This window comes from Butyricimonas synergistica DSM 23225 (genome assembly GCF_000379665.1).
Lineage (GTDB): Bacteria > Bacteroidota > Bacteroidia > Bacteroidales > Marinifilaceae > Butyricimonas > Butyricimonas synergistica.
Window position 1 is genome coordinate 38,038 of record NZ_KB903361.1, and the last position, 13,421, is coordinate 51,458.

Genomic DNA, 13,421 nt, shown 5'->3' on the forward strand with positions numbered 1-13,421 from the left:
ATCTCCTTTACATACGGGAGAAATAATCGGAATAAGGTGCGCAAACGGCAAGATATTCCGCCGGGGTATAACCGGAAAAAAGTTTAAACTCTCGGATCATGTGGGATTGATCGGAAAACCCGCAAGCGTAAGCCACCTGCGCAAAGGGTGTCGCCACGTCTTGTTGCAACATAAACAACGCCCGCTGCATCCGCACGATCCGCACGAATTCCTTGGGTGTCGTTCCCATGTAGTCCGTGAACACCCGCCGCAACTGCTTGTCCCCGAGACAAGCGACACTCGACAAGCGAGGAATATCCACCCGCGGGCAAACCTCGATCTCGTGCAACACGGCTGCCACCCGCTTCATCTCGTACTCAGGGAACGTGTATAAACGGCGAATCAAGAAACTCTCTATCAATCGGATGCAATCATCATGCTCCTCCGCGTCGCCTACTTGCCTCGTCAGCTCCTTGAACTCCTTATCTTCCACCTCGTCCATCGCCACGCTCTGCCCGTGGAACAACCGCACCGGGATACGCAGGAAAGCCTTGGCGGCATGAGGCTGAAAGACCACGGTAATCATCTCCAGCCGTCCCGTCGAGAGGACATCCGAGAACCCCACCGTGTGCCCGCAGATCATCGTCCGGGGCTGCAACCGTCCCTCCTCTGGCAGAAACAGCGACTCCCCCCTGTGGAACACCAGCTGCACGCACCCGATAGGCAACACCCGTTCACGGACGGGCACAACCCCGTCAATCTCCAAAATCCAGTAATGCCGGACATAAGGAGCCAAAGCCGGAGCGGGTTTTATCATTCGGAATGATTGCATTCAAAAACAGATTTTTAAACAATACAACAAAGATAACGCATTACACCTTTGATGTATTGTAAAAAAGGGACATTTTTTCAGTCCCTTGAAGTAATCTCTGACAGCAAAAGCGTCTGATCCGACTTCTCCTTCACGTTCACGATAATCTTGACTTGTTCAAAAAAACGCTTAATCTTCTCGTCAATACCGGAAACGTAAACCATCTTAATCCCGCGATCAACAAGCCACGATATAAAAGAATTAAAGTTACGGATCTTCACCTCGCTGTTTTTAATAGAAACAACTTTATCTTCTTCCGTGGTAATGGTTGAGATTCTGATTTCCTTTCTGCGCACGTTCTCGTCGAGGTTGCAAAGGCGGTCATTTTCAAGGAACAAAGCTGCTTTCATAACTTTATCTTTAAGGGGTTATACATACCTCTATGACAAAAATCACACCACGAAACCCATGTTATGAAAACATTAAGAATTTATTGTAAACTTTTAAAGATACATGACATTCCCCCGCAGGTATCTAAAATATTTTTCGCATATTTGTAAAAACCAACACGATTAACACACTATGAGAATAGCCATCATTATCATTACCACAACCATCGTATGCCATTCATGCAAAGACAAGACACCTGACAAAACGATCACTATTGGGCACGCCCTGCCTGGCATGGCAGAGATCACTGCCAATAAAAATACCAAAGAAACAACAATCATCCTACAAATAGATGGAGAGTGGGCACTATTCGAGGCTTCTTCCATTGATGCGCTCGACGCCATGCAATCCCCTCTCACCAAGGGCAATTCCGGTAGCAAAATGCCCCACCGCATTACCATTCCCACCCCGGAAAAAAAATATTACCGGCTCGTCACCCCGAAAGAAACGTTCACTTTCTCGGAAAGGCAACTCCCCATGGCAGGCGGTTACAACTTCCGGGATCTGGGAGGCTTTCCCACCCGTGACGGGCGGCACGTCAAGTGGGGCAAGCTGTTCCGTTCCGACGACCTGCATCACCTCACGGAAGACGACCTGCACTACTTGTCTAGTATCCCCGTGACCTCCGTCGTGGATTTCCGGGGACCTAACGAGATCGCCAACGCTCCCGACAAATTGCCTGCCTCCATCCGCCACGCCGACAAACTATCCATCGAGCCGGGCAACGTGCTGTCCCTCGTCAGTTTCTCCGAACTCGATCCCGTGCAACTGGACAGCCTCATGACACAGATATACGTCCACCTCGTCACCGAACCGGCATTCATCGACCGCTACCGGACGTTCTTCCACTTCTTGCAAGACAGCACCCGCACCCCCCTACTGTTCCATTGCTCTGCCGGAAAAGACCGCACGGGCACGGCTGCCGCCCTCATTCTCTACGCACTGGGCGTCGACGAGGCGGTCATCATGAATGATTACCTCGCCTCCAACCATTACCTCGGCGATAAATACGCCAAGGAACTGGCGCAGAACCCCAGTCTTAAATCCGTGCTCACGGTAAAACGGGAATTCCTGCAAGCCGCAATCGACCGGATAAAACAAGACCACGGCACCGTGGAGAATTTCCTCGTCAAAGAATTAAATGTAGACATCCCCCGCTTCAAGGAGCTGTTCCTCTACTAATTTTGATTATCTTTGCCGCCCGATAAAACGAGCCATGAAAAGCAAACACATGAACAAACGGGCAACACACCGTCCCGGTATTTACTTCCGGGACATTCTCTTGTTCTTCCTCCTGCTGCTTGCCGGATGTAAACCCACGGAGAAGGAAATTGTCATCATCTCCACCAACGACATCCACGGGCACATCGACCAATTCCCGCAACTGGCAACGTTTGTCGAGCGCGTAAAGGCACGCCACCCGAACGTCATCCTCGTCGATGCCGGCGACCGTTTCACGGGTGATCCCTACGTCGATTACGCCGACGAACGGGGTAAACCGATCATCACCATCATGGACTCGCTCGGCTATTCCGTCGGCACGTTCGGCAACCACGAGTTCGACTACGGGCAGCGGATTCTCCGCCAACGCATCAACGAGGCATCCTTCCCCATTGTCTGTGCCAACATCAACTCTTCCCGAGCCAAGCTAGACACCGTCCCGCCTTACCACACCATCACCGTCGGCGAGCTACGGCTCTGCTTCCTCGGCATCGTCGAAACCAGCAAGGGCACGCCCGACGCCAATCCCACGCACTTCGACAGCATCACCTTCGACGACTTCCGACAGACCGCCTCCCGCTACAAGTATTTAAAACAAGAATGCGATGCCCTCATCGGTCTTACCCACCTCGGCATCCACTCCGACTCCATCCTAGCCACGCATATGCCCGAGCTGGATGTCATCATCGGCGGGCACACCCACACCTTGCTCGACAAGCCCAAGATCGTAAACAACGTTATGATCGGACAGACGGGGGCGACATTAACCCACGCCGGGATTACCATCCTGAAATTCTCCGGCAAAAAACTCACCCAACGCTCGTATCGCAGCGTTCCTATCGACACCATCACCGTGCTTCATCCCGCCACCCTTGCCCTCGTGAGGCATTTCCGTGACACCCCCCGGTTCGACACCATCGTCGGCACCACCTCCCGTCCCCTCACCGTCGAGGCGATAGCCCGCCTCCTCACCTCCGCCATGCGGCAAGCCGTCCTCTGCGACTTCGCCTTCTACAACCGCGGGGGAATTCGCGTATCGGGCATCCCGGCTGGTGACATCACATTGAAGACACTGCTCGCCATCGAACCTTTCAGCAATCACATCGTCGTCCAGGAGATGACTGTCGACGACATAAAACAATTGCTACTCAATCGCTTCAACGAACTCCTCCCCACTGTCTTCGACGACCTCTTCATGGGCGGCGGCACTTTCACCATCGTCCGGGACTCCTCGGGCAAAGGCATCGACGTCCTCCTCCGCAACCCGTCCGGCACTCCCCTCGTGCCAAACAAACGTTACAAAGTCGCCCTCAACGATTACATAAACGCCCGCTACGACTTCCCCGGCAAAGGCAACGGGATACACTCGGAAATTTCCGTCATAGCAACCCTGCTTACCTACCTCAAGCAACACGCTCCTCTATAAATCACATACCCACACTCCGGCGTTACACGTAATTAATACCCGCGTTGAACTATCCGCAAGCATTTCTTTAACCCATGAATAAACCGGGAATTGCCCGAAACAACTGAAATATCGAGTACGTTAAATTTACTTATTTTATACTAAAACGTGGGCGAACAGTAGGCGATAAACGGGCGAACAGTAGGCGATGCCTGTAGAAACCCGCCTAATAGCCACTCAAAACTCACCCAAAAAGCCAGCTCATCCCGGGAAATAGGGCTACTAATGTACAGATATAACTTTTTTATCCTATTCCCGCGCAAGTTTTATCTCTCCCGGTTGTCCAAACCCGTGACGAAAAGAGAAAAAACTAACAACATAAACCATGAGAAGAACCAGTTTCATTATTTTAGGGATACTATCCATCCTTCTGATTCCCTCCCTGTCCGGTGCACAGGACAAGTTCACGGATTTTCTGAGAAAAGAACTACACGCCCAAATGGACGAGCTGAAAAAGCAAGAATTTCCCCCGTACTACATGAACTACCGGGTGGTAGACGAACAGTATGCCCGGGTGGTCACCTCCTTCGGGGTACTGACCGCAAAAGAGAATAACCGGGAACGCACGCTGGTACCACAAATCAGAATCGGTAGTCCCGAGTTTGACAACTTCAAGATCAAGCAGATGGGAACCTCCATTTCCCGTTTCCACGGACCGTCATACGCCGTGCTTCCCACGGACGAGGACGGCGAGAACGCCACACGGCAAGCCATTTGGCACGAGGTAAACAATCGTTACAAGTTCGCCATCGACGCCTACCAGACGGCAAGAGCCGAAACCACGATCAACGTGGCGGAAGAGGACAAGGCTCCCTGTTTCTCCGGGGCTCCCGCGGAAAAATACTACGAGGCTCCGCTTCCCGCCGACCGGACGACCGTAGACCTCGACGCGTGGGAAAAGCGACTGAAAGAAATCTCGGCAGTATTCAAGAAACATCCCAAGATATTGCGAGGGGACGCATCCTTCCGCTACACGGTGAAACGCATCTACGTGCTGAACACCGAAGGCACGGAAGTCGTGCAGAACCTCACGTATGCCCGCATCATGGTGCAGGGCGCCACGAAAGCGGACGACGGCATGGAATTGCCACTCGTGCTTTCCTATTTCGCCCATACACCGGAGGGACTCCCCTCGAACGAGCGGATCGTGAAGGATGCCAACACGATGGCGGACAAACTGATCGCCTTGCGGGACGCCCCGATCGTCGATCCCTACACGGGACCCGCCATCCTGTCGGGCAGTGCCAGCGGGGTATTCTTCCACGAGATATTCGGTCACCGCATCGAGGGACAACGTATGAAAAGCGACAAGGACGCCCAGACATTCAAGAAAATGGTAGGCGAATACGTGTTGCCCGCCCACCTGCAAGTATTCTCCGACCCGACACTCAAGAACTACGCCGCGCAGGACATGAACGGCTATTACAAATATGACGACCAGGGCGTGAAAGCGGAAAGAGTGGACGTCGTGATCGACGGCAAGCTAAATGACTTCCTGATGACCCGGACGCCCCTCGACGCGCATCCCCGCAGTAACGGGCACGCCCGTGCCGACATCGGGTACGATCCCGTGTCGCGGCAATCCAACCTTGTGGTAGAGTGTTCCGACCCAAAGACAGAAGAAGAACTGCGCCAATTGCTGGTTGCCGAGATCAAGAAACAAGGCAAAGACCGGGGCTATTTCTTCAAAAGCGTGACAGGAGGCTTCACGATGACCAACCGTCGCGGGGCAAACGCCTTCAACGTCACGCCCCTCGAGGTTTACGAGGTATATGCCGACGGTCGCCCCGACAAGCTGGTGCGGGGAGTAGACCTCATCGGGACGCCCCTCTCCATGTTCTCGAACATCATTCACGCCGGCAAAGTACCCGAGATATTTACCGGGACGTGCGGGGCTGAATCGGGAGGAATCCCGGTGACAGCCACCTCTCCGACTATTCTCGTCCAAAAAGTAGAAATGCAGCGCAAGGCGAAAGCCTCCGACCTGCCCCCTATTCTGGAGAAACCATGAGAATAACCGAAGTACAAACCTTTAACCCTTGATGACATGAAAAGATTTATCCTCTATATAGTATTCCTCTTCCTTCTCGGAAGCCTATCCCCCGTGTCCGCCCAGACGGACAAAGACAACGTTATCATCAAAGCCATGCAAGACGAGTTGCGGCGCAACATGGAACAACTGAGCCTGCCCAAGGTGCAGAAACCGTTCTTTATCTCGTACGCTACCGAGGCATCCCATCACTTCGAGATCACGGCAACCCTGGGCGCCATCACACGATCGACCGAGAAACCGAACCAGCTGGTAGGTTCCGTCAAACTACTGCTGGGCGACTACAAGGAAAACAGCGACAGCCGTTACCTCGGCAGGCATACCCGGGTAATCCTGTCCATGGAACCGGATTACGACCTGCTCCGCCAAGATTACTGGCTCGCCACGGACTACGCCTACAAGAATGCCTCCCGCGAATGGATTACCAAACGAAGTATGCAGAAACGGAACGTGCAGACGGACGAAGAAACCCGACTCCCCGACCTCGTGCAGATAGAAGCCCGGGAAAAGATCATCACGCCCCAAGTGCCGTTCGTTTATAACCGGGAACAGTGGGAAGACAACCTGCGGGTGTTATCGGCAATCTTCGCCTCCTACCCGGAACTGTATAACTCTTCCGTGCAACTGTCGGGTACAGACATGGAAGTGTACCTTACGACCTCCGAGGGCAGCGTGGTAAAACAGCCCGTACGCGTCGTGACCCTTCATGCCGAAGCCACTACCCGCACGGAAGACGGTATGCAAATCAAAGATGCCCTCGGAATCACGGCTCGCGTACCGGAAGAATTGCCGTCGCTGGCAGAATTGAAAAACAGAATCGAGAACTTCGCCGAACAACTCACCGCACTGAAAAAGGCGGAAACCATCGACCCGTATTACTGCGGTCCCGTCCTGTTCGAGGGAAGTGCCGCTGCCTCTATCCTGCGGGAGAACCTGCTGAGCCAAGAAGGACTGTTCGCCTACCGCACCCCGCAAGATCCCCGCACGGCATCGCAATACAAAGTGAACTCCATCGCACCCCGCATGGGTCTGAAGATCATCGACAACCGGCTGACCGTCAAGAATTACAGCACGCTGGGTAAATACAACAACACCCCACTGCACGGAGCCTACGAGATCGACGCCGAGGGAGTAGTCCCGCCACAGGAAGTCACGCTGGTAGAGAACGGCATCCTGAAAAATCTGCTGAACGGGAGAGTTCCCACGCTGAATTGCGAGAACACGACCGGAAGTTCGAGGTATATCGTTTCTGCCCGGGAGATAGCGTACAAGACAGCCCCCGGCACCATCCACGTGTCGGCGAGGAACGCGGTGAAACCGGAAACACTGAAAAAGAACCTGCTGAAAATAGCCAAATCGGAAGGCTTGCCGCACGCCTACATCGTACGCAAGATTGCCGGGAACGCCACCCGTATCTATAAGGTAAGCGTAAAAGACGGCAGCGAAACCCTCGTGCGCACAGGAGAGATCATGCCGATCACGCTGTCGCACCTGAGAAGATTGAGCGCTATTTCCAACAAAGAAAACGTGGCAAATTACCTGCTGGACGGGGAAGTGATGTCGTCCATTATCTACCCGTCTGCCCTGTTGCTGGAAGACATTGAAATCAAAAAAGCGGAAGTAAAGAAAGAAAGCGAGCCGGCACTCCGGTTCCCGTTAACAATTTATTTTGAATAATTCTATTATATTTGCATCGTATCGATTCATCAACATTCTAATATACAAAACAATACAAGAAACAGTCGTGTAGCTGTAAAGACTAAAAATATCGCGTTTGGCGATACCATCGATTGACTGTTTTTTGACCCGGAAGTTGTGCATGTGTGAGAAATTGAGAATAAAAGCTATCCTTGAAGGCGACCAACGAGCCTTCAAGGATTTGGTAGACGATTATAAAGTGATCGTCGTCAACACTTGTTACGCTTTTGTTCACGACAAGGAAGAAGCCGAAGACCTCGCACAAGAAGTATTCATACAAGTGTACGAATCCCTCGACAAATTCCGGGGAGAATGCAAACTCTCCACGTGGTTGTACCGCATAGCCGTCAACAAAGCCATCAATTACAAGAAATCCGTCCGGTACAGGATGAAAAGGATACGCCTCGAGGGGGACTCCTCCATCTCCATCGCCTCGAAAGACGATCTGGCACAAGAGAAAATAGAGAAAGAAGAAATCATATCACATCTCCACCAGGCGATCAAGAACCTGCCCGAAAGGCAGCGGATCGCCTTGGTTTTAAATAAATATGAAGAACGCCCCTACAAGGAAGTAGCGGAAATTATGGGCATCTCCCTCGCTTCCGTCGAATCCCTCCTGTTCCGGGCAAAAAGCTATTTGGAAAAATATTTCAGTAACTATAAAAACGATTTGACATGACAACGGGTAGCAAGAACAAGTTATTTTACTGGTTTAATATCATCTTTCTGATGGTAAATACCGCTCTTCTGGTTTTCTTGTGGCAAAACACGAGCCGGGAACAACCGGCAGAGAACACGAGCCAAGAATTGAACATGGAATTTTTAAGAGAAGAACTCGAGTTGACGGACGAGCAATACGCCCAACTCATGGAACTGGACCAACAAGTGCTCAAAAGGCACGAAACCGTTCTGAAACTGCTTTGCCAGAACCGCTACCGGCTACTACACGAACTGGCAAAACCCGAACCCTCCATGGAAGAACTGACCAACACGGCGAGGTCGGTCGGGTTCCTGCACCGGGCGTTGAAAAAGCAGACCATATACCACCTGCTGAACGTGAAAAAAATCTGTACCCCGGAACAGTCCAAGAAACTGAACAAGATATTTATCGACATTCTGGAGATCGACAAACACTGCTCAGAGTGCAAAACCAAATGCAGCAAAAGCGAGAAAAAGGAAAAATGCCGACGCTGCACGAAAGCCTATACTTACGACAACCAAGCCGAGGACAGGCTCCGACAGCAAGAAAGAGATTCCCTGCTGTAAAAAAAACGAATACCCCGCGCAAGTAATCTTGCCACCCGTTGTCTAAACAAACAAATACCTAATATCAAGCGTCATGAAGTGGGAAAATGCAATTCAAAAAGATAGAGTCAGGACGGTATCGCCCGATTTCACGGATCAGGTGATCGCCTGCCTTTCCAAACTGCGCGTACACGAGTTTCAGTTCAAGAAACGTTACCTCGGGATGAGCGTGGCAGCCGGCATCATTATGGGGATGATTATGCTCGGGTTGCAACATTACGTGGAGCACACGCAGAGCCGTGACTCGATGCTCAAAGAATGGATCGGGCAATACCATCTCGACGACATGAACCTGGAGAAAATGGACATCAATCTGTTTTGACGAATACCTAATACCAACTTAACCTACAAACACAATTAACTATGAGTCTTTATCGTTTCATTTTTCTATGCTTGTGCATTTTTATCACAAGTCAACTTCCTGTAACTGCACAGGAAGCGGAAAAAAAGGTAAAATTCGAGGGTACTATCCTTGATTCCAAAACCGGAGAAACCCTCCCGGTCGTGGTAGTCCATATCAAAGAACTGAATATGTGGACGACCTCGAACCTCGAAGGCGTATTTACTTTCAAAAATATCAAACCGGGGACATACACCGTCACCGCCTCGTGCCTCGGGTACAAGGACTACGAGATGAGAATGGTACTCACGAAAGACGTGTTGAACTACAAACTACGGCTGGAAGAAGAATCGCTCGCCATCAACGAGGTGACAGTGACCGCCAAATCGGGAGGGAAACTGAATAGTTCCTACTCGATCAACAAAACGGCTATCGACCACTTGCAGGCGACCAGCCTCACCGACATCATGCAGCTGCTCCCCGGAGTGCTGACCTTCAACCCGTCGTTGACAAAGATCAACCAAATCACCATCCGTGACTTACCCCCTATCACGAACGGAACGGCTGTCCCGAACACGACCAACGCACTGGGAACCGCCATCATCATCGACGGGGCACAACTCTCGAATGACGCCAATATGCAGACTCGCTCATCGGACAACAACGCTTTCTCCACGAGCAGCGAGGGAGGTATCGACACCCGTCAGATACCGATCAACAACGTCGAGTCGATAGAAGTCATCAGCGGGGTCGCTTCCGCCGAATACGGGGACTTAACCTCCGGAGCCGTTATCGTGAAGACGAGAGCGGGACAGGCACCCCTCGAAGTCGGGTTCAAAACCGACCCGAACATCAAACAGGTGAGCGCCACGAAAGGATTCGCCCTCGGGGAGAACAAAGGATTCTTCAACGCCAACATGGACTACTCCTACTCCAACAAAGACAACCGCTCGCCCTCCACGACCTTCAACCGGATCACGCTGGGGCTGGGCTATTCCAACACCTTCAACAAAGACCGGACACCGCTTAGCTTCAACGCCAAGTTCAACGGTCACATGACCCTCGACAAGCAGAAAGAAGATCCCGACATGAAACAAGATCGGTTGTACAAAGCCGAGGACAAACAGGCAAGCCTGAACCTCTACGGGAACTGGATGCTGAACAAGGCATGGATCACGAACCTGAAATACACGTTAGCCGGGTCATACGGCAAACAATACAACTACGAGAAGAAATGGAACTCCGGGAGTATGCAACCGACCACGTCGGCAACCGAAACTGGTCCCAATGTAGGGACATTCCTCCCGGCACAATACTTCAGCACGTTCTGGGTTGAAGGAAAGCCTTACAGCGCCCAAGCCAAAGTGGTAGCCAACCTGTCCGGCAAATACGGCTCTCTCTACAACAGTGCCCTGATCGGTGCCGAATGGAAAGTAAAAGGCAATGAAGGCGACGGGAAACAATACGGGCAATACCAACCCGCTTCGGGGTTACGTCCCCGCTCGTTCAAAGACATTCCCGCCATCCACGAGTATTCCTTCTTCGCGGAGAACAAATTGACCATCCCCCTGAGTAAACAACAATTCTTTGAACTCTCCACCGGGGTTCGCCTGTCCAATATCAGCACGGACGCCGCGGACTATGACATCATGGTCGATCCCCGTTTCAACGCCCGGGTAGTACTCTACGACCAGAAATGGAAAAAAGGCGGCTTGCAACACCTGAGTGTACGGGGAGGATGGGGTATACAGCACAAGATGCCTACCATGTACTACCTGTACCCCGACCCGAGATACACGGACAGAATCGCTTTCCAGTATATAAACGGCGACACAACGCTCGCGGTGTATCACACGCAGGTCACCCCGACGGACAATCCCGACTTGAAAACCCCGGTCAGCACCAACATGGAATTCGGTGTGGACGTCAACCTCTACGGGATACGGGCAAACATAGCGTACTACCGCGAGAACCTGAAAGACGCGTTCAGCACCAGCAAACAAGTGATTCCGTTCCATTGGACACGACACAAAGACCTGAACATCGTGACCAAACCGGAATACATCAACGGGGAAATCGTCTATGACGACGGCAAAATAGCGGAATCATACCAGGACTCCATATTCATCTCCTACGACAGTCCCAGCAACGGCAACCGCATCAAGAAATGGGGTGTGGAATACACCCTCGACTTTGGGATGATACCCGCTATACGGACTTCTTTGATCGCTACCGGGGCTTACCGCTACGAGAAGCGGACAGACCAAAGCCCGCTTATGCGTGACAAGTCGACCACCTCTTACGCCTACGCCGGTATCTATGCCGGAACGGACAACGGTGTCGACAACGGAAGAACAGCCCAACGTTTCAACACGAATTTCCAAATCATCACGCACATCCCCAAACTGCGGTTCATCATAAGCCTCACCACGCAATGCGTGTGGGTAGACAACAGTAAACGTACCTTCAGTTACAACGGGAAGAACATGATCTACATGAAAGACGAGGCAGGCAACATCGTCCCCGGCAACCCGAACAAGGATTCGCAACATAACAAGTACATCAACCCGACCCATTACATGGATCTCGCGGGTAATGTCTATACCTTCACGGACGAACACGCCAAGATGCCCGAGTTCCAAAACCTGATCCTTAGCTCCAAGCCGAAATTCTTGTTGCAGGACAACCTGGATCCTTACTTCATGATGAACTTACACTTGACGAAAGAGATCGGGAAGAAAACAACATTCTCGTTCTACGTGAACAACTTGACGAACTCGTCCCCGAAACGCTACTTCCGTTCCACGGGACAACACCAAAAAATGAACTCCGACATCAGCTTCGGCGCGGAACTCAAGTTAAAATTCTAAACTCTGAATACCATGAAAAAATACATATACACTCTTTTGGCTCTATTCTTTATGACGAGCTGCCTTAAAGACGAAAAGATATACACGGGCATTCAAGTCCAACTGGATTTCCCGGAAGAATTTGCCGACATGGACCGGACACCCATCGTGGTAAACCTGCGAAACACGTCGAACGGCGTACAATACAAGAGCAACTGTGACGCGAATGGCATCGCCTCGTTCAACGCCGAATACGGCTTCTACGAAGCAAATTTCCAACACAAGCATATCGCGGACGATGGGGTCATCCACATCTTTAACGGGCGTTTCGAGAACATCGTCCTTTCCCGCGAAACAGAGGCACAAGCCGCCACACCTTTCCCGATGGAAATTATCACGGCGACCACGGCTCAAGTAATTATCAAAGAATTCTATCACTTCGGATGCATCGGCAATGACGGGAAAAATTACACGTACGACACGTACCTGAGCATCTACAACAACTCGAACAAAGTGGCTTACCTCGATAGTATTTGTATCGGGATGGTAACCCCGATGACCAGTAACTCGCCCAGCAAATTCGTTTACAATAATGGCGTCCTCATGGATTCAATACCATTAGATCAAATGGCATGGCAATTCCCGGGAACCGGCAAAGACTATCCCCTGCAACCGGGAGAAGAGTGCGTGATCGCTTACTCGGCAATAAATCACAAGGCACTTCATCCCAATTCCATTGACCTGTCAAAAGCAGATTACGCATTCTGGACAGAGAAATTCGATATGAGTTCCGCCCAAGTACAGAAACCAGCCATCGGCGTAAAACACCTGGAGTGCATATGGAGGACAAAGGAAAATACCAAAGCATTCCCGATTGCAAATGCCGCTAAAGCAATGATCTTATTCAAGATAGAAGGAGTAACCGCCGCCCAATACGTGGCGAACCCCAAAAACATTACTAAAGCACCGGGCGGAACCTCATCATCATTGGATTACCTGAGAATACCAAAACAATGGGTTCTCGACGGAATCGAGTGTGTCACCAGCGCCGACAAGAACAACAAACGCCTGGTAACCCGTGTCGACGCCGGATACTTCTTCATCGAGGGTGGTGCCGCCGGATGTGGTCTGGCAGCCATCAGGAAAGTCGAGGAAGTCGTGGATGGAAGGATCATTTACCAGGACACGAACAATTCAACCTTAGACCTGGAAACAACAGTACCTTCCTGGAAAAACAAATGAGGTCATAACCC

At 51.4% G+C, this 13,421-nt stretch carries 11 protein-coding genes; 9 read left to right on the forward strand and 2 right to left on the reverse strand.

Annotated features, from left to right (window positions below):
• Positions 1-7 precede the first annotated feature (7 nt).
• Positions 8-811, reverse strand: a complete 804-nt coding sequence (locus A3CY_RS0112195) for an AraC family transcriptional regulator (protein ID WP_026207607.1) — start codon at positions 809-811, stop codon at positions 8-10.
• Between the two features lie 77 nt (positions 812-888).
• A complete protein-coding gene (locus A3CY_RS0112200; RefSeq protein WP_018338209.1) occupies positions 889-1,200 on the reverse strand; it encodes a hypothetical protein in 312 nt (103 codons plus the stop codon).
• A gap of 172 nt (positions 1,201-1,372) precedes the next feature.
• On the opposite strand from A3CY_RS0112200, the gene A3CY_RS0112205 reads away from it, so the two are divergent.
• From A3CY_RS0112205 to A3CY_RS0112245, 9 genes are all read left to right on the forward strand, one after another.
• On the forward strand, positions 1,373-2,422 hold the full coding sequence (locus A3CY_RS0112205; RefSeq protein ID WP_051082726.1) for a tyrosine-protein phosphatase: 1,050 nt from the start codon (positions 1,373-1,375) through the stop codon (positions 2,420-2,422).
• Between the two features lie 34 nt (positions 2,423-2,456).
• Entirely contained in the window at positions 2,457-3,887 is a 1,431-nt protein-coding gene (locus A3CY_RS0112210; protein ID WP_026207609.1) for a bifunctional metallophosphatase/5'-nucleotidase, read from the forward strand.
• A 364-nt stretch (positions 3,888-4,251) separates the two neighbouring features.
• On the forward strand, positions 4,252-5,937 hold the full coding sequence (locus tag A3CY_RS20970) for a TldD/PmbA family protein (protein WP_018338212.1): 1,686 nt from the start codon (positions 4,252-4,254) through the stop codon (positions 5,935-5,937).
• 36 nt (positions 5,938-5,973) lie between these two features.
• The gene (locus A3CY_RS0112220) at positions 5,974-7,653 is read left to right on the forward strand and encodes a metallopeptidase TldD-related protein (RefSeq protein WP_018338213.1); all 1,680 of its coding nucleotides are present in this window, start codon (positions 5,974-5,976) and stop codon (positions 7,651-7,653) included.
• Positions 7,654-7,750: 97 nt separating this feature from the next.
• Positions 7,751-8,353: an RNA polymerase sigma factor gene (locus tag A3CY_RS0112225; protein ID WP_018338214.1), complete on the forward strand. Its 603-nt coding sequence runs from the start codon at positions 7,751-7,753 to the stop codon at positions 8,351-8,353.
• Positions 8,350-8,940 carry a Spy/CpxP family protein refolding chaperone gene (locus A3CY_RS0112230; RefSeq protein WP_018338215.1) on the forward strand — a complete coding sequence of 197 codons (591 nt, stop codon included), beginning with the start codon at positions 8,350-8,352 and terminating at the stop codon, positions 8,938-8,940. Before A3CY_RS0112225 ends, A3CY_RS0112230 begins: the two co-directional genes overlap by 4 nt.
• 73 nt (positions 8,941-9,013) lie before the next feature.
• Positions 9,014-9,301, forward strand: a complete 288-nt coding sequence (locus tag A3CY_RS0112235; protein WP_018338216.1) for a hypothetical protein — start codon at positions 9,014-9,016, stop codon at positions 9,299-9,301.
• Between the two features lie 41 nt (positions 9,302-9,342).
• Positions 9,343-12,189, forward strand: a complete 2,847-nt coding sequence (locus A3CY_RS0112240) for a TonB-dependent receptor (protein ID WP_018338217.1) — start codon at positions 9,343-9,345, stop codon at positions 12,187-12,189.
• A gap of 12 nt (positions 12,190-12,201) precedes the next feature.
• On the forward strand, positions 12,202-13,410 hold the full coding sequence (locus tag A3CY_RS0112245; protein WP_026207611.1) for a DUF4876 domain-containing protein: 1,209 nt from the start codon (positions 12,202-12,204) through the stop codon (positions 13,408-13,410).
• Positions 13,411-13,421: the final 11 nt, after the last annotated feature.